Raw genomic sequence first — 17,338 nt, 5'->3', positions numbered from 1 at the left:
GGGCAGGTTTCCAGAGAATAGGCGTCGAGTCTTGCGCGGGCCTTGCGCGAGACGGGGAGCTTTATTTGGCTGAAAAGTTGGGCAGGGCGCGCGGGTTACTGTCTCCAGCGCGCCCTCAAATTGTTAGTCGATATCGAAGCTGACGCCCTGGGCCAGCGGCAGGGCTTTGGAGTAGTTCACGGTGTTGGTGGCGCGGCGCATATAGGCCTTCCACGCGTCAGAGCCGGATTCACGACCGCCGCCGGTTTCCTTCTCACCGCCGAAGGCTCCGCCGATCTCAGCGCCTGAGGTCCCGATATTGACGTTGGCGATGCCGCAGTCGGAGCCATCGGCGCCGAGGAAGCGTTCCGATTCCTGCAGGTCGCGCGTGAAGATCGATGAGGATAGGCCAGCGCCAACTGCATTGTGCAGTTCAAGTGCGGTATCGAAGTCGGTGTACTTCATCACGTAGAGGATCGGTGCGAAGGTTTCTTCCGTCACCGGTCCAGCCTGTTCGGGCATTTCGACCAGTGCCGGATGCACGTAGTAGGCGTCGGGATGGCCGTTCTCGACCCGCTTGCCACCCGTGGTCTTGCCGCCGTGGCTGGCCGCTTCCTTGAGCGCCTTCTGCATATGGTCGAAGGCAGCCTTATCGATCAGCGGCCCGACGAGCGCCTTGCCTTCCAGGGGATTGCCGACAGACACGCTTTCGTATGCCTTCTTGAGGCGCGGCACAATCTGGTCGTAGACGCTTTCATGGACGAACAGGCGGCGCAAGGTCGTGCAGCGCTGGCCAGCAGTGCCCATGGCCCCAAAGGCGATAGCACGAAGCGCCATGTCGAGGTCGGCTGATGGGCAGACGATGCCGGCATTGTTGCCGCCGAGTTCCAGCACGGCGCGCGCGAAGCGCTTGGCAAGGCGCGGTCCGACTTCACGGCCCATGCGGGTGGAACCGGTGGCCGATACCAGCGCCACCTTCGGGTGGTCGACAAGAACCTCGCCAACGGCGCGGTCGCCGATCAGGACCTGAAGCAGGCCCTGCGGCGCATCGGGGCCGAAGCGCTTCATGGCACGGGCGAAGATGGCCTGGCAGGCCAAGGCGGTGAGCGGGGTCTTTTCCGACGGTTTCCAAACGACGGAATCACCGCAAACCAGCGCCAGCGCTGAATTCCACGACCAGACCGCGACAGGGAAATTGAAAGCCGAAATGACACCGACGACGCCTAGCGGATGCCATGTCTCCATCATGCGATGGCCGGGGCGCTCAGTGGCGATGGTCAAGCCATAGAGCTGCCGGGAGAGACCCACTGCGAAGTCGCAAATGTCGATCATTTCCTGCACTTCGCCGAGCCCCTCGGAGGGGATCTTGCCGACCTCGATCGACACCAGCCGGCCAAGCTCTGTCTTGTGGGCGCGCAGTTCCTCGCCGAGCAACCGGACCAGTTCGCCGCGGCGCGGACCGGGCACCAGACGCCATGCCTGGAACGCGGTGTGTGCGGCCTCGATCGCCTTACCGGCATCGGCCGGCGAAATCTGCTTCAGCGCGGCGATCTGCTCGCCGGTCACGGGGCTGCGAACAATCAGATCGCCACCTGACAGCGCACCCTTGGCAACGCCCAGTTTCGATAGAAGTTCGGCGGTCTCGTTCGATATCGACATCTGTTTTCCCTTTCGGAATCGAGTCCCGGCAGCAGCACTGGGCCGCGCCATGTTGTCATGTGCGAGGTTTGCCGATGCCTTACCCTTTTCGGCGGGCGACCGCCACCCCGGCATGACCCCAGTGAACCCGAGTCGATTGAACCAGATGTATGCGTTTTGCTGCGAGGATCAGTGTGGAACGGCGGAATGCCGAACGCGATGAGCGTCCGCTTCCTTCGTCAATCTGTCGATATGCTGACGAATGTGCGCTGCCTCGGCGGTGGTATTGGCAAGCGCAATCGCCTGATCAAATGCGGTGCGTGCCTCTTGGCTACGGCCAAGCTGCATCAACAGGCCGCCCTTGAGACCGAAGAAATGGAAGTATCCGGACAGGCGGTCTTCCAGCGGTTCGATCAAGACAAGGGCCGCCTCCGGCCCGCGTACTTTGGCGACGGCAACGGCCCTGTTCAGCGTTACTACAGGTGAAGGCTGCATCCGTTCGAGCATGCCGTAGAGAAGTTCGATTTCCTGCCCGTCAGTGTCTTCCGCTCGTGCTGCGCGGGCGTGTAAGGCGGCGATCGCGGCCTGCACCTGGTAGGGACCCGGCTTGCGATGCCTTAGCGCCTTGTCAACCAGCGCCAGCCCCTCGTCGATCATCTTGCGGCTCCACAGGCGTCGATCCTGATCTTCCAACAACACGATCTCGCCATCGGCGTCGAAGCGAGCCGGAACACGGGCATGTTGCAGCAGCATCAGGGCGGTCAGGCCCATAATCTCCGGCTCGGTCTGAAACAGCCGCAGCAGCAATCGCGCCAACCGTATCGCCTCGTCGCAGAGAGGGGCTCGTGCTGCAGCTTCGCCGGTCGTGGTCGAATAGCCTTCGTTGAAGACGAGGTAGAGCATGGCGGCAACCGCCGCCAGCCGTTCCGACCGTTCAACCGGCCCCGGTGTTTCGAATGGCACGCCGGCATTGGCAATGCGTGCCTTGGCGCGGGTGATGCGCTGTTCCATGGCGCTTTCGCCGACCAGAAAGGCACGTGCGATCTGCTTGACGCTGAGACCCGACACGATGCGCAGGGCGAGTGCAATCTGCTGCGTTGCGGGTAGATCGGGATGGCAACATACGAACAGTAGCCGCAGGATGTCGTCGCGGTAGTGGGCACCATCAAGCCTGTCGGCGATGTCGCCCTCGACATCTTCGAGATCGGAAATCTGGTCTTCGTCCGGCATTGCTGTCTGCCGGCTGCGCTTGCGCACGGCATCGATGCCGCTGTTGCGCCCGACGAAGATCAGCCACGCCGCCGGATCTCGCGGCGGGCCGTTCTGGGGCCAGTTTTTCAAGGCCCGCAGGCATGCATCCTGAAACGCTTCTTCTGCGGTGTCGAGGTCGCGAAAGTAACGCAGCAGCGCGCCCATTGCCTGCGGGCGCGCGGCATTCAATGCAGAACTGATCCAGGCGGGATCGGTCATATGGTTGCCTTCACCGGGTTGAGGACGCCGACAGGGCGGATTTCATAAGAACCGCCGCTCGGGTTCACATCGGAGAGCTCGCGCGCGAACTGGACGGCTTCCTCCAGATCGGCGCAATCCACCGTGTAGAAGCCGAGGAACTGCTCCTTCGTCTCGGCAAATGGGCCGTCAATGACGAGCGACTCGCCCTTGACCCTGCGCAAGGTTGTTGCAGCCGTTGTCGGCAACAGCCGTGCTACGGGGCCGAGCTTGCCTGCCTTGGCGTATTTTTCCTGCACGGCGGCGAGCTTGCCCATCACGGCATCGTCCTGTTCCTTGGTCCAGGACGAGACGACGTCTTCCGAGGCGTAGCATAGGATGGCGTAGAGCATGAGTACCCTTTCTTGTCACTTCCAAGGACGGAAAAGGTAGGGTGGCGCCGACATCGCGTCGACAAAATTATTTCAACCCCAAGCCGAAAAGAGACCTGCCGCCGTTAGGCCAACTTCGCGAGGTTTTGACAATCGCAAGAAGGTCTCGTGCGAGTCGCGAGACGGACTCCAAACTCAGATTTTGTCAATTCGCGTTTGATGTCGGATTCGACAGCGGTTAAATTGAACCCGAATCAGCTGATCCCTTGGGGGGCGAGGCGGGCATTCTCAAGTCAGACGCTCCGGTTTTGGCCGGCGCATGACAGGATGGCTTTGACGTTCCCCAACGGGTCGTCCGATCCGGCGCTTGTCTGCGCCGAGTGAGTTCCAACGTGAAAGTGATGCGTATCGAACCAGCCGCTGGCCGAGCCGGCGATGGTACGTGGATCGATTCTGACCAAAAAGAACACGATGACCGCTTCCGCAGCGCTTTTCAGGACAGATACGGTAAGCACCCGGCTTGCGTCGCGAGGCGATCTTACCAGCTTTCTGATGGAGCTTACGGCCGAGATCGGTGCCGATAGCTACATGCTTGTCGCGATCGGGCATGGTGAAGTGAAGAACGATGCGCGCATCGTTGCCTCGAACTGGATATTCGATGCTATCGAGCTGGTGGGCAGGCGACTGATCGCCTCGTTGGCTCAAGGTCCGCTGACCACCGTACCCGGTAGTCGCCCGTCGGCCTTGGTTACGGGCGAAGCGCCTTGTGCGCGCGAGTTCCCGAGCGGTGAGGAAGCGGCCTTGCTGGACGTGCTTGGCCACGCCGAGATCTACTCACTTGCCCTCAATGTCGGGCGGCAGTGCTTTTTCATATTGATGTCGGCAAGCCAGGCTGGCCAAATCGACCAATCGATGCTGATGAAAGCGCAGCTGAAATGCTGCTATGCCCTTTGTCAGGTTCCACAACTCCTGGCCGACACCACAACACAGGACCCGTTGTCCGACAGGGAGCGGGAATGTCTGTTTTGGGTTTCCGAGGGAAAGACGACCGATGAAGTCGCCGTCATCCTCGGCGTGTCGTCCAATACGGTGAACAGCTATATCACCCACGCCATCCAGAAATTCTCGGCCAGCAACAGGGCCATGGCGATCGCGACAGCGATCAGGAGTGGCATCATTTGATAAGTCCAGCCGCCAGACAAAACGCCGAAGTTTCCGTCAATGACCAGCGGAACCCGTTCGGATCGTCAACTGCTGGGACGGAGGCGCGACAGGCGGTTTCCATCGCAGATGCCGTTCGACGTTGCCGCTGGATCGCAATAGATCTCAATGCAACGTCGTTCGGGCTTTTCATGGTCGGACCTTCTCCGGATCGTCTCGTTCCGTGCTTCGATTCCGCCTATCCCGATTTCAGCCTCACCAAATCCATATCGGCGCGCGACAGCGAAGAGATCATTCGCCATGTTCGTCTGTCGACCCAACCTCGCTGGTGGCTGGACGATAGCAATGCGGCCATGCTGGAGAAGTTTGGATCGCTTTCCTGGGCAGCTTCCATGCAGCCGCTCATTGACGGCAGTGCAGGCCTCGCGTTCCCGGTCCATGCCGAACGCGGACGGTGTGGGCTGGTTGTATTTGCAGGTGGTGAAATGAGCGTTGAGCAGGACATGCTCTACGATATCCACGCCCGCTGCTTCTCGCTGTTTTCTTCCGTTTCGCGCATTCGTCCCGGAGATGTCGGTCTGACACGCGCGATTTCGAGGCGTGAGCTGGAGTGCCTGAAGCTGACTGCGAACGGCTACACCAGCGAAGAGATCGCCCGGTTGCTGAAGCTTTCCGTGCATACCGCTAACCAGTATCTCACGCAGTCGGCGCAAAAGCTGAATGCCGTCAGCCGTATGCAAGCGGTTGCCAAGGCTCTGAGGTTGGGGCTTATCGAGTGACGGCGACTGCCACGGTTCGCCGGATTCTCGCCCGCTCGATCGCCACTTGCAGTGAGTCCGTGTTCCGCTGCGGGTCTTCGTACGGCTTTTCAAACGACACGTAGTTCACGACCACCGAAGCTTCGTCTTCCGTCAGCGTGAGTTGGAAATATATCGTTGCCCCGCGCGGTCGAAGCTCGAGATCGAGCACGATGCGAGGGCTGCCGCCCCAATCGACATGTGCTTCCCCGCCGTGGCCGAGTCTCAGCGTTCCAGGCATGAAATAGAGTTCGGCCGCAGAATCCACCAGATCGGACAGGCACGCAAAGTGCTCGAGCCTGATGAAGGCAATGTAATCCGCAACGTCGACAAGCCTCAGCTCGCCGACCACCTCGCCGAGGGCGTTGGCGACGATGCTTTCGCGGGTATCTGCATGCGGTTGCCTGTTCATGACACCTGCCGGCGCGGGGCCTTGTTGGAGTATACGATCCGCACCAACTCGGCGACGGCTTGATAGAATTGCGACGGGATCACGCTATCGACTGAAACTTGCTTGTACATGGAGCGGGCAAGCGCGACGTCCTCAAAAACCGGGATGTTGTGCTCACGCGCAATCTCGCGAATCCTGAGCGCAACCAGATCTTGTCCCTTGGCCAGCACGACCGGCGCGGAATCCTCCTCGCGCACATATTTAAGCGCGATGGAAAAGTGGGTCGGGTTGGCGATGATCAAGGTTGCCTGCGGAACCGCTGCCATCATGCGCCGCCGCGCCCTGTCGCGCGCCACCGACCGGATACGGGATTTGACAATCGGATCGCCTTCCGACTGCTTCATCTCGTCCTTCACTTCCTGCTTGCTCATCCTCAAGTCCTGCTTCCAATGGAAACGGGACCAGATGATGTCCGCTGCGGCGATGGCACCCATGACGAAGACGATGGCCACCAGAATATCGATCGTGAAGCCGCGAATAACTAGTCCGAACTGCACAGGGTTGGTGAACATGCCCTCGAGTAGTCTTCGCGCGTCATCGGACAGGGCAAGCACGAGCACCAGGATGGCGACGCCTACCTTGGCCAGCGATTTCAGGAACTCCACGAAACCCTGCACGCCAAACAGCCGCTTCCAGCCTTGGGTGATCGAAATGCGCGACAATTGCGGCGTGATCCGCTCACCGACGAACTGGGGCATGTTCTGGAAAACGGATGCACCCACGCCAGCGACAACGAGGAGCACCAGGAGGCTGACGACAGCCCGACCGATCTCCACCATCACGTCCTTGTAGAGCGCGATGACGTCGGCTTCGGTGTTCATCGGCCATGCTTCGGGCTTTTCCAGGAACATCGACAGGAATACGCCGAGATCGACTGCCGCGTCTTTCGCATAGAAAACGACGTAGGCAAGGATGGCGACGAAGGAGGTGAAGATCGCGGTTTCCCTCGAGTGGGGCAGCTTGCCCTTTTCGACGGTGTCGCGGATCTTCTTCTCGGTCGCTTCCTCTGTTTTGGACTCTTTGTCGGGAGCGTCAGCCATGGCGGCTCAACCGTCAGGCGGCTTCGGCCGTTTGCGCCCCGGGAAGGTCGAAAGCGCCTTCGCGCGACAACCGCACGGTCGACGACGAAATCGATTTGCGCGCGTCGAGGATATCGGCCAGCGCGATGCCTTCCGAACCTTGCGCGAGTTCCGACTCGATCATGCGCCGTGCGCGTGCGCCAATCGAGGAAAGCACCGATTCCGTGAGGTCCGCGGGGGCTCCGCGCAGCGCCATGGTTATCAGTTCGGTCGACAGGCCGTCGAATATGAGAACGCGTGCTTTTTGCGTCAGGAGCGGGATGTCGTCGAACGAGAAGACGCGCGCCTTGACGCCAGCGAGATCAGGTGTGCCGGCAGCTTCGAGATCCTGCATGATTTCATCGAGTTGAGACTTGTCCATCTCGTTGAGGACACTTGCGACGCGAGCCTGCCCTGCCGATGTGTCCTTTGTCGCGGAACTGTCCAGCAAGCGGTTGCGAAGCTGGTTTTCGATGATCCTTGTCGCCGTTGGCGGAGCGCTCGACATGGTGACCATGCGCTTCATGATTTCGCTGCGCAGGGGCTTTTCCAAGGTCAGAAGCACATTGGCTGCCGTCTGCGGCGACAGTTTCGCCAACACCATTGCAGATGTCTGCGGGTGTTCGCCCGAAAGGAAGGTGCCCAGCCGCGGGGGCTCCAGTTTCTCGACTTCTGGCCAGATCGGAAGCGGAGCGTCATTGGCGACTTCCTCCTGCCTGCCATTCATAATGGCGTTCACTTCTTCCGGCGATAGGGATTCGCTCAAGATGGTGTCCATCTTGTCGGCGGAGTCGAGAAGGCCGGCGCCTTCTGTGAACTCGGCCTCGAATTCGGCGACAATGCGCTCAAGATCTGCTTGCGGGATGGTGCGCAGCAGGCGGGCCGCCTCGATCAATGCCTTGAGTTCTTCCTGCTTGAAGAATTTGAGCAGCCGGCTGGCCGAAGGCTTGCCCATGGCGACAAGTATCGCGGCAGCCTTTTGCGGGCGCGTCAGCGTCATTGCCGTCGTCATGGCCGATCTCCCTTGCAGCGAACAGTGCCGGCGACGACTATGGCCATTATGCGCTCTTGGTGGTTGCGATGATTTCGGTCAGGCGAATGCCGAAGCGTGAGGAATCGCTTTCCAGAACAGTGATTTCTCCGCGTGCGATCTTGCGGCCGTTGACTACGACGTCGACCGGTTCGCCTATGCGCCGATCCAGCGCCACGGTTGAGCCCTTCTGCAAAGCCATGAGTTCGGATACGGGCATTTCCGTCGTTCCCAGGACGATCTGAACATCGACCGGAATGTCCATTATGATGTTCGTATTGGCACCGCCCGCGTGCTGTGCCGCACCGTTCGGCCGCTTCTCTTCCTGCTGGAGAACGCCGCGCAATTCCTCGATGGCACGGTCGAGTTCCTCGTCTGGCTGATCCACCTGAACTTCTGCGCTTGCCTGGCTCATTGCCTCGTCTCCCTAAAGTTCTGCGAATGCCAGCGGCGGTCAGCCCGGCATAAGTCCGTCGATGAAATCCTGGCCGGCGTCGTAGGTGTGTTTGACGCGGACCGTGTAGTTGTTTCCCAGCTTGCCGAATTCGCAGACAAACAGTGTCTTGTCGCGTGCCAACAGCTTCGCATGCGTCTGCGCGGTTTCCTCGATCTCCAGCACGTCGCCTGTGCGCAGGCCCGCGAGTTGGCCGAGGGTCAGTCGGGCCAATGGCATCGTCGCCTCGAGCGAGATCGTCGAGCGCATCACCTCGTCAGAGAAATGGGCATGCCACTCCGATACGTCGCCAGCTTCGATATCCGCGCTGCTGCGCGCCAGAAGCACGCGCTGCGGGATGATGACGGTAACCGCACCAGTATCGGTCGGGGTCGAAAGGCCAAATATGATCCTTACAGCCGGGCCGTCGCGTAGCACCCGCCGCCTAGCCTCCAAGCCTGCTATCGCCCGAGGCACGGGGAGTCGCAAATCGAGCGAGCGCCTGCCTGTGCCGTTGAGGATCTGGGCGATTTCCTGGAACACCAGCGTCGCAACCTCGATCTCGATCTCGGACAAGTCACGTTCGATGGGCGATACCGACTCGTCGGGATCCCCTCCGAAGAGGGAGCAGACCATTACGGTAACGGCCGAGCCGTCCATGACCATGGTCATCGCATCGGACGAGATGGATGAGGCGACCACCGTCATCGCGAAGGTCTCGCCAACGCTCGAGCGCGCGTCGGCGACGCGGGCAACCTCGACAGCCTGAAGGTCTGCGGTAACGGGAGCGCCGATCTCGCCTGCAAGGCGCTTGTTGATCAGCGGCAAGGCGCGTTCCGCCATCGAGCGGCCGGCGCCGATGACCTGCGAGTTGTCGCCGCTGTCGCCGACAAGACGTTCAATGATCAGGGAGCGGGCTTCCTCTGGGCTGCCCGGGCTGGTCATGCCGTTACCTCGCTCACCGCCATGGACCGCATCGCTCAGGCAGCCTTCTTGTCTGCCGCGCCGGCGTTCATCGTGCTCTGCTCGACCGCATCGATGGAAGGCCGATCATGCGACGAAATGGTCTTGCGGCCGAACTCGATGGCTACCTGTGGCAACGATCCGTTCATGTAGGCCAAAAGGGTCTGCTTGACGATGACGTAAAGGCGGTTCTTCTTTTCGCGCACCGTCTTGATCTTGGTCGCGATCGGTCCGACTACGGCGTAGGAAAGGAAGATGCCGAGGAAGGTTCCGACCAGCGCTGCGCCGATCAGCCCGCCGAGAATTTCCGGCGACTGATCAAGAGCACCCATGGCTTTGACGACGCCCAGCACGGCCGCGACGATGCCCAGCGCAGGCAGGCCATCACCCACCGCCACCATGGCATGGTAGGCCTTGAGCTTGTCGGCGCGAATGGTGTGGATTTCCTCATCCATCAATGCCTCGATCTCGTGCGAGCGGGCATTGCCGATGATGATGATACGGCAGTAGTCGCAGATGAAGTTGGTGAGGTCCTTGTTCTTCAGCACCGTGGGAAATGCTTGGAAGATGGCCGACTCGCTCGGATTGTCGATATGGGCCTCGACTTCGCTGCGCGACTTCGAGCGCAGTTCACGCATCAGGCTGTGCAGCACGCCCAGCGTCTCGAGGTAATCGCGTTCCTTCGGTACCGCCTGCTTGAAAGCTTCGACGATGCCCTTGCCGGTGTCCTTGACGGTTTTCATCGGATTGGCGACGAGAAAGGTGCCAAGCGCTGCGCCGCCTATGATGACCAGTTCCCACGGTTGCATGAGGACATGCAGGTGACCGCCCATGGCCATGAAGCCGCCGAGAACGCAGCCCAGCGTGACCACCAATCCGATCAGAATTCCCACGGTCAGTCCTTCCGCACATCACATCAGACACACCAGATAGCGCGCGTGGCTTGTGTGAGGCTTGAAGCTTTTGGCGTTGGGGAGGTGATTCAGTTTCGCGCAAGGAAACAACGCTATCTTGGGTGATAGCTTCGGCTGGAGGCCTGTCGTGTTAAGCACTTTTGTCAGCTACCAGCTGATCGCGCGAGATATTCCCAAGGCGATCGACCAGATCGAGCGCCAGCCCGTGGTGGATCGCGAGACCAAGTACTATCTCGACAACATCACCAAGGTGAAATCGATCGACGAGTTCGTCAAGAACGATCGTCTGTTCAAATACGCCATGAAGGCCTTTGGCCTGAAGGATATGGACTACGCCAAGGCCTTCATGGTCAAGGCTTTGAAGGAAGGTGTCATCGACCCTGACAGCTTCGCCAACAAGCTGACAGACAAACGCTACGCTGATTTTGTCAGTGCCTTCAACTTCGCCAAGTTTGGCGATACCGCCACGATCTACAACAAGGCGCAGCAGGCGACCACCGGCAATTACATACTTCAGGTCCAGATTGGTCCTTCGCAGGATGGCCTCAGCTACTACAAGTCCGAAACGTCCTATTACCTGTCCAATATCTCGAACGTGAAATCGGTCGATGATCTGATGGGGGATGACCGGATGCTGACCTATGCGATGGCAGCTTTCGGGCTGGATGCAGCAACTGAACCACCGGAGCGCATTCGCCAGATGCTGGAGGGTGGGGTTACCGATCCCAACAGCCCCGCCAACACATTTCCGAACAAGAAATATGCGGACTTCGTGGCGGCGTTCGACTTCGTGAAATATGGAGACCAGGCAACCTCGCGCGACCCGGTCCACAAAATTGTTCCCGGCCAATACATGGCAGGTACGGGCCTGGCACTGATAAAGCCGAACTCCGACTACATCGACGCGGAGGTCAAATACTACAACGACAACATTTCACAGGTTAAGTCGATCGATGACCTTTTGGCCAACAAGCGGCTTTTGACTGTCGCGCTCGCCGCATATGGCCTCGATGCCGCCAGCGAAACGCCTGCCCGTATCAAGGAAATGCTGCAAGGCGGAGTTAGCGACCCGAACAGCCCCGCGAACAAATTGACCGACAAGAGCTATGCCGCCTTCGTGTCGGCTTTCAATTTTGCCGAATATGGGACCTCGACCACGTCCCGGGTGGAAGTGAAGCAGCAAACGCCGAACTTCTATTCCATCAAATCGGGATTGGGCCTCATTCCGCCTACCGTCGAATATGTGAAGAACGAAACCGCCTACTATCTCGCCAATATCGGGTCTGTGCGCTCCATCGATGACCTGATGGCGAATTCCCGGCTCTACAACTATGCGCTGGCTTCCTATGGGCTCGATCCTTCGACCCAGGACAAGGACGTGATTCACAAGGTTCTGGAGGGCGGCGTCAGCGATCCGCAAAGCCTTGCCAATACCATGGAAGACAAGCGCTACGCAGCCTTTGCGACTGCCTTCGAATTTGCAGCCTATGGCGAGAATGCGACGACCTACAATTCCTCCCAGCAGCCTGTCGTCGACAAATACATGCGGCAGACGTTGGAGGAAGACGCAGGCCAAAACAACGAAGGCGTGCGGCTGGCGCTTTACTTCCAGCGCAAAGCGCCGACATTGACCAACTGGTATGAGGTGCTTGCCGACAAGGCCCTAGCCAGTGTGGTTCGCACCGCCTTTTCTCTCCCGGATTCGTTTGCGTCTGCGGATATCGACAAGCAGGTGAAGCTGTTTGAATCGAAGTTCGATATCGCGGACTTTGCCGACCCGGCCAAACTGAGCAAGTTCATCACCCGCTTCACCAGCCTCTACGAAATCTCCCATCCGACATCGAGTGCGCAGAGTTCCGTCGGCGTGCTCTTTGCTCAACCAACGACCATCGGCGTCTCTACCGATCTGCTGATGGCCATGCAAAAGCTGAGGTACTAAAGGCCGTGCAGGATAGCCTCTACGTCGCCCTTTCGTCACAGATTGCGCTCGAACGGCGCTTGAATACCATTGCCGACAATGTTGCCAATGCCTCCACAATGGGATTCCGGGCCACGGGCGTGAAGTTCGAGGATGTGGTTTCGGGAGCCGGGGCAAAATCCGTCTCGTTCACCTCGCCTGGCGATACGTTTCTGTCGGGCGCTCATGGCGGGGTGCAGCAGACCGGCAATCCGTTCGACTTCGCCATTCAGGGCGATGCCTGGTTTGGCATCGAAACACCTGCCGGAACGGTGATGACACGCGACGGCCGCTTTTCGATGAACGACCTTGGCGAGCTGGTTTCCGTTGAAGGTTACCCGGTTCTTGACGCCGGTGGCGCGCCTATCCAGCTCGATCCCCGCGGTGGGCCGCCCAAGGCAGGCGCCGATGGTTCGTTGCGGCAGGGCGAGCAGCTTGCCGGCGCCATTGGGCTGTTCAGTTTCGACCCCGGCCCGAATTTCGTTCGCTACGGTAATTCTGGAGTGGTGCCGCCAGTGCCGCCGCAGCCGGTGACCGATCGCCGCGATGTCGGCGTCGCGCAAGGTTACGTAGAGCAGTCAAACGTCAATCCGGTGCTGGAAATGACCCGGCTGATCCAGGTTCAGCGCGCCTTCGAGAATGTTTCGGCGATGATGCGCCAGAACAGTTCGTCGATGGACGAAGCGATCAAGACGCTTGGTTCGAAATAGCGAGCCGCTCTGAATGCCGCATGAGCAAAACATGATCAGGGTTTCGGAACAGGTGCCGGGGCCGGCTCACGAAACCTCGCTGGTCGTGCTTGAACGGATATGGCAACGCTTCAGCGATGAGCAGTCGATGCTCAAGCGTGGTGGCAGGATCGCCGAGGTTTCCGCAACTCACTATAAGGTGCGGGGGCTTTCGAGCACCGCCAGATTGGGCGACCTCGTTGAGCATCGCGGCAGGTCCGGCAACAGCCGCGGCGAAATCGTGCACATTGCGCATGAGGAAGTGGTGGTTGCCCCATTTGACCGCAACGCGGATGCCGGCATCGGAGATGCTGTTTTCCGGCGCGGTCCCTTGACTGTCGTGCCGCATCCATCCTGGCGAGGCAGGGCAATCGATGCCTTGGCGCGACCGATCGATGGCGGACCGTTCCTTCTTCGTGGCGGCGGCGATGTCGGGCGAACAGACAAGACGCCGGGTGCGATGGCCCGCCAGCGTGTCGGCACCAGCTTCTCCACCGGCGTCAAGGTGATCGATATCTTCACGCCGCTCTGCTTTGGCCAACGTCTTGGCGTCTTTGCCGGATCGGGCGTTGGCAAGTCGACGCTGCTTGCCATGCTGGCTGGCGCGGCTGCTTTCGATACGGTTGTGGTTGCACTTGTCGGCGAGCGCGGTCGCGAGGTTCGCGAGTTTCTCGAAGACACGATCGGTGCGAGCATGGCCAAGACGGTTGCGGTTGTCGCGACCAGTGACGAGAGCGCGATGATGCGCCGTCGCGCGCCGGATACTGCCATGCGTGTCGCCGAACATTTCCGGGATCAGGGCGACCGGGTCCTGCTCATCCTCGATTCCATTACCCGTTTTGCCCACGCCTTGCGCGAGGTGGCGACGGGAACCGGCGAACCGCCGGTTGCGCGCGGATACCCGGCGTCGGTGTTTACCGATTTACCTAAACTCCTCGAACGCGCAGGGCCTGGACTGGAGGGTACGGGATCGATCACCGCCGTGATTTCCGTATTGGTGGATGGTGACGACCATAACGACCCTGTTGCGGATTCGGTCCGCGGTATCCTTGATGGCCATGTCGTTCTCGATCGGACCATAGCGGAGCAAGGGCGTTACCCGCCCGTTAATCCGCTTGCCTCGATCTCGCGCCTGGCTAGCAAGGCGTGGAGTTCTGAACAGCGCGCGCTGGTGACGCAGTTGAAGGCGATGATTTCGCGCTTTGAAGACACGCGCGATATCCGTTTGCTGGGCGCTTACCAGGGCGGCGCGGATGCCGAGCTCGATATGGCTGTGCGGCAAGTGCCTCTCATCTACCAAGCGTTGACGCAGTCGCCCTCGGACAGAGCCTCTGCCGATGCCTTCGCCGATCTCGCACGTCACCTGAAGGTGAGCCAGAATGTCGAACCCGCCAACTGAGCGGCAGCGAACCGAGACTCTGCTGAACGACCTTCTGGCCAAGGCGCGGGCAGAGGGGGAGGCGGAAGCCGCCCGTAATTCCCTGCTTGCGGGATTGTTCAACAGGCCGAAAGCGAAATCGTCGAGCGGCAAGCTTTCCGCGTCAGGTGGCGTCGAATGGCCTGTGCCGCCGCAAGCACCGTTTCCCAGGATCGAAAAGGGAGACCGGCGCAGCGACTTTGTCGTTGCAGCACTTGGCGTTACGCTCAGCCTCATCTGTGCGTTGTTTCCCTGGTACATTTTTTTCAACCAGGAACAGTTTGGTGTGCAAGCGATCAAATTTGGCGGCAAGGGAGACAATGCCGGGCGCTTGGTTACGGAATCGCGTTCCGGTTCTGACCTGACCCCGCTTGGCATTCAGGAGATATCCAAGAACCTGGACCTTTTCACAACGGGCAACGTTCCCGACGACATGCAGAAGGAGTCCCCGGGTACCCAGCCGTTCCCCGGCGACGCAATAGCTTTCAAGCTCGTTCATATCGCCAATGGCAGAGCGATGATCGAGGACAACACCGGCCTTTGGATCGTTCAAAATGGGTCCAAGCTACCTGATTCAAGCCGGGTTACTTCGATCGAGCAGCGCGGCGACAAGTGGGTGCTGGTTACCAGCACCAATAAGCTATTCGAGATTTCCAACTGAAGCGGTCTGTCCCAGCCGCTTCCACCTGATCTGCGCCAACGTAAAGTAGAGGGGTATTTCGGGACAATCGTGCGTTCGATCACGCGAACCGAACGATGAGGCGTTGAAAAATCGCCTTGTTGTAAGATGGTGGTGGAGGACCGTGGTGGTCAAGATCAACACACATGATCATACCATTCACATTGGTTGCAGCCGATTGATAAATAAGCGGAATTTCAATTATTGTGCCATCGCTTTGCAATTAATTGCATCGTGTAGGATGAGCAATTAATTGCAAATTGAGCAGAGGTTTCAACTTTGGATTTGCCGATGATGGACGTGCCAGACCCCGAGGAGCGGGCCTAATTTCCCTGGGGCTCCGCGCGTCTTTCTGGGATAGTCAGAAGGTGCAATTAGTTGCGCTGGAGAAGGGAGGCGTGATGGCTCCCCTTTTTCTTGTCCGGCTACTATAACTTAGCTTTCGTCGCGTATGTGCCCCTCGTTAAGCTCCTGCTATAGGAGAGGCGACATGGGAGCCTTGAAGTACATTGCGGGTGCAGTCGCTGCAGCCCTTCTCGCCGGGGGAGCCTCGGCTCAGGAATTGCGCAAGGACGTGCTCTATACGCTGCCGATCGAGAGCACCAAGAACCGGGTCGAGGCGCTGCATGTGACCCTCGTGTGCGAGTACCTGGGCAACGTCGACAAGGCAATCAACCTGCACAACGCCAAGCAGACTGATATGGTCTACTGTCCGTAGTCAGGGATTTTGGGACCAACTGGCATCGTGAGCTAACGGAGGCTCTGGTCCATCAGGGTTGTCATATTAGGCTGCCGCATCTCGATGAAGATGTCCGTAGTCAGGGATTTTGGGACCAACTGGCATCGTGAGCTAACGGAGGCTCTGGTCCATCAGGGTTGTCATATTAGGCTGCCGCATCTCGATGAAGCAAGCGGCGCTGTTTGATGGTTTCGCGTTTGATCCTCTCCCTTTCCAGCGTGATGATCTCGCCGCGCCCGAAGTAGACGTCGGCGGGAGTGAGATTGCCGAGGCTCTCATGGTAGCGGCGGTGGTTGTAGTGATCGACGAACGCCGCGACCTGCTGCTCGAGATCGCCCGGCAGGAAGTAGTTTTCGAGCAGGATGCGGTTCTTGAGCGTCTGGTGCCATCGTTCGATCTTGCCCTGGGTCTGGGGATGACAGGGCGCTCCGCGAGTGTGCTCCATACCGTTGCCGGATAGCCATGCGGCGAGGTCGGACGAGACGTAGGACGGGCCGTTGTCGGAGAGCAGCCGCGGCCGCTGCATGACCCTGGCGCTGTCACAGCCGGAAGCCTGCAGCGCCATGGTCAGCGTGTCGGTGACGTCCCCGGCCTTCATCGTGGTGCACAGCTTCCAGGCGATGATGTAGCGGGAGAAGTCATCGAGCACGGTCGACAGGTAGAACCATCCCCAGCCGATGACCTTGAGATAGGTGAAGTCGGTTTGCCAGAGTTGGTTGGGCGCCGTCGTCTTGTCGTGGAACTCGTCGGCGGCCTTGATGACGATGAAGGCCGGGCTGGTGATCAGGTCATGGGCCTTAAGCAGGCGGTAGACCGAGGATTCCGACACGAAGTAGCCCTTCGTGTCGGTGAAGGTAACCGCCAATTCTCGGGGCGACAGCTCCGGCTCGTTCAGCGCCAGCTCGACGATCTGGTCGCGCCTTTCCTCGGGGATGCGGTTCCAGACCCGGTTCGGCCGGGGCCTGCGATCCTCCAGCCCATCGACGCCGCCAGTCAGGAAACGATCATACCAGCGATTGAAGGTCGACCGCGGAATGCCGAGCTTCTGCAATGTGCGCCGCGCCGACAGGTGCGAGTTCTCGACCATCTGGATGATCTCCAGCTTCTCGGATGCGGGATATCTCATTCGTCGTCTCCCCCATCCGCGATCATGCTTTTTTTAAGAATCCGAAGTTCCAGTGCCTGCTCGGCGACGACCTCCTTGAGATCGCGCGCCTCCTTGCGCAGCACCTTCACCTCGTCGCTGGTGGCGGCGCGCGCCGTGTCGCCGGCCAGCCGCTTCTTGCCCGCCTCAAGGAATTCCTTCGACCAGTTGTAATACAGGCTCTCGGCAATGCCCTCGCGTCGGCACAGTGCCGCGATCGACTCCTCGCCGCGCAGTCCCTCCAGCACGATGCGGATCTTCTCTTCGGCCGAATACTGCTTGCGGGTCGCTCGGCGGATGTCCTTGATGACCTGCTGCGCAGGCGCTTTCCCTGTCCCGGATCTCTGTCTCATCTTCGCTCCTTTGAAAGGCTACAAGCTTTCCCTGTCCCGGATCTCTGTCTCATCTTCGCTCCTTTGAAAGGCTACAA

General features: G+C 59.7%; 17 protein-coding genes. 7 read left to right on the top strand and 10 right to left on the bottom strand.

The genetic code is table 11. The features are described 5' to 3' along the window. Positions 1-123: 123 nt before the first annotated feature. From ASD50_RS21810 to ASD50_RS21800, 3 genes are all read right to left on the bottom strand, one after another. Positions 124-1,638 (bottom strand): aldehyde dehydrogenase family protein, encoded by a 1,515-nt coding sequence (locus ASD50_RS21810; protein ID WP_056246490.1) that lies wholly within the window; start codon positions 1,636-1,638, stop codon positions 124-126. Between the two features lie 168 nt (positions 1,639-1,806). Further along, positions 1,807-3,087: an RNA polymerase sigma factor gene (locus ASD50_RS21805; protein WP_056246486.1), complete on the bottom strand. Its 1,281-nt coding sequence runs from the start codon at positions 3,085-3,087 to the stop codon at positions 1,807-1,809. Further along, positions 3,084-3,458 (bottom strand): YciI family protein, encoded by a 375-nt coding sequence (locus tag ASD50_RS21800; protein ID WP_056246481.1) that lies wholly within the window; start codon positions 3,456-3,458, stop codon positions 3,084-3,086. The genes ASD50_RS21805 and ASD50_RS21800 overlap by 4 nt, the downstream gene beginning before the upstream one ends. Positions 3,459-3,908: 450 nt before the next feature. Here ASD50_RS21800 and ASD50_RS21795 point away from each other — a divergent pair, with 450 nt between their 5' ends. After that, positions 3,909-4,619, top strand: a complete 711-nt coding sequence (locus tag ASD50_RS21795; RefSeq protein ID WP_056246731.1) for a helix-turn-helix transcriptional regulator — start codon at positions 3,909-3,911, stop codon at positions 4,617-4,619. Between the two features lie 170 nt (positions 4,620-4,789). After that, positions 4,790-5,377 carry a helix-turn-helix transcriptional regulator gene (locus ASD50_RS21790; protein WP_244484616.1) on the top strand — a complete coding sequence of 196 codons (588 nt, stop codon included), beginning with the start codon at positions 4,790-4,792 and terminating at the stop codon, positions 5,375-5,377. Here ASD50_RS21790 and ASD50_RS21785 read toward each other — a convergent pair. The 6 genes from ASD50_RS21785 to motA are packed head-to-tail and all read right to left on the bottom strand — an operon-like array spanning position 5,367 to position 10,223. Further along, positions 5,367-5,807, bottom strand: coding sequence for a hypothetical protein (locus tag ASD50_RS21785; protein WP_056246474.1), 441 nt, complete (start codon positions 5,805-5,807; stop codon positions 5,367-5,369). The genes ASD50_RS21790 and ASD50_RS21785 overlap by 11 nt on opposite strands. Next, positions 5,804-6,886: a flagellar biosynthesis protein FlhB gene (gene flhB / locus ASD50_RS21780; RefSeq protein ID WP_056246472.1), complete on the bottom strand. Its 1,083-nt coding sequence runs from the start codon at positions 6,884-6,886 to the stop codon at positions 5,804-5,806. The genes ASD50_RS21785 and flhB overlap by 4 nt, the downstream gene beginning before the upstream one ends. 13 nt (positions 6,887-6,899) lie before the next feature. After that, entirely contained in the window at positions 6,900-7,916 is a 1,017-nt protein-coding gene (locus ASD50_RS21775; protein WP_056246469.1) for a flagellar motor switch protein FliG, read from the bottom strand. A 46-nt stretch (positions 7,917-7,962) separates the two neighbouring features. Next, positions 7,963-8,349 carry a flagellar motor switch protein FliN gene (fliN, locus tag ASD50_RS21770; RefSeq protein ID WP_056246465.1) on the bottom strand — a complete coding sequence of 129 codons (387 nt, stop codon included), beginning with the start codon at positions 8,347-8,349 and terminating at the stop codon, positions 7,963-7,965. A gap of 39 nt (positions 8,350-8,388) precedes the next feature. Beyond that, positions 8,389-9,312, bottom strand: coding sequence for a FliM/FliN family flagellar motor switch protein (locus ASD50_RS21765; protein WP_056246462.1), 924 nt, complete (start codon positions 9,310-9,312; stop codon positions 8,389-8,391). A 35-nt stretch (positions 9,313-9,347) separates the two neighbouring features. After that, positions 9,348-10,223, bottom strand: coding sequence for a flagellar motor stator protein MotA (motA, locus tag ASD50_RS21760; protein ID WP_056246459.1), 876 nt, complete (start codon positions 10,221-10,223; stop codon positions 9,348-9,350). A 148-nt stretch (positions 10,224-10,371) separates the two neighbouring features. On the opposite strand from motA, the gene ASD50_RS21755 reads away from it, so the two are divergent. The 5 genes from ASD50_RS21755 (at position 10,372) to ASD50_RS21735 (ending at position 15,743) form a co-directional block, all read left to right on the top strand. After that, on the top strand, positions 10,372-12,183 hold the full coding sequence (locus ASD50_RS21755; protein WP_056246726.1) for a DUF1217 domain-containing protein: 1,812 nt from the start codon (positions 10,372-10,374) through the stop codon (positions 12,181-12,183). A 5-nt stretch (positions 12,184-12,188) separates the two neighbouring features. Beyond that, positions 12,189-12,911 carry a flagellar basal-body rod protein FlgF gene (flgF, locus tag ASD50_RS21750; RefSeq protein WP_056246453.1) on the top strand — a complete coding sequence of 241 codons (723 nt, stop codon included), beginning with the start codon at positions 12,189-12,191 and terminating at the stop codon, positions 12,909-12,911. A gap of 13 nt (positions 12,912-12,924) precedes the next feature. Beyond that, complete coding sequence (gene fliI, locus ASD50_RS21745; protein WP_056246449.1) at positions 12,925-14,328, top strand: flagellar protein export ATPase FliI; 1,404 nt, start codon at positions 12,925-12,927, stop codon at positions 14,326-14,328. After that, on the top strand, positions 14,309-15,007 hold the full coding sequence (locus ASD50_RS21740) for a hypothetical protein (protein ID WP_056246445.1): 699 nt from the start codon (positions 14,309-14,311) through the stop codon (positions 15,005-15,007). Before fliI ends, ASD50_RS21740 begins: the two co-directional genes overlap by 20 nt. Before the next feature lie 508 nt (positions 15,008-15,515). Continuing rightward, on the top strand, positions 15,516-15,743 hold the full coding sequence (locus tag ASD50_RS21735; protein WP_156465220.1) for a hypothetical protein: 228 nt from the start codon (positions 15,516-15,518) through the stop codon (positions 15,741-15,743). Positions 15,744-15,909: 166 nt separating this feature from the next. Here ASD50_RS21735 and ASD50_RS21730 read toward each other — a convergent pair. After that, positions 15,910-17,261 (bottom strand): IS3 family transposase gene (locus ASD50_RS21730; protein ID WP_139832122.1). Its coding sequence is split into 2 segments (ribosomal slippage): positions 15,910-16,925 and positions 16,925-17,261, totalling 1,353 coding nucleotides; the frame shifts between segments, so codons are not numbered across the junction. Positions 17,262-17,338: the final 77 nt, after the last annotated feature.

The organism is Mesorhizobium sp. Root552, assembly GCF_001427285.1.
Taxonomy (GTDB): Bacteria; Pseudomonadota; Alphaproteobacteria; order Rhizobiales; family Rhizobiaceae; genus Mesorhizobium.
The sequence above is the reverse complement of the archived record's forward strand: the minus strand, read 5'-3'. Positions and strand labels throughout refer to the sequence as shown.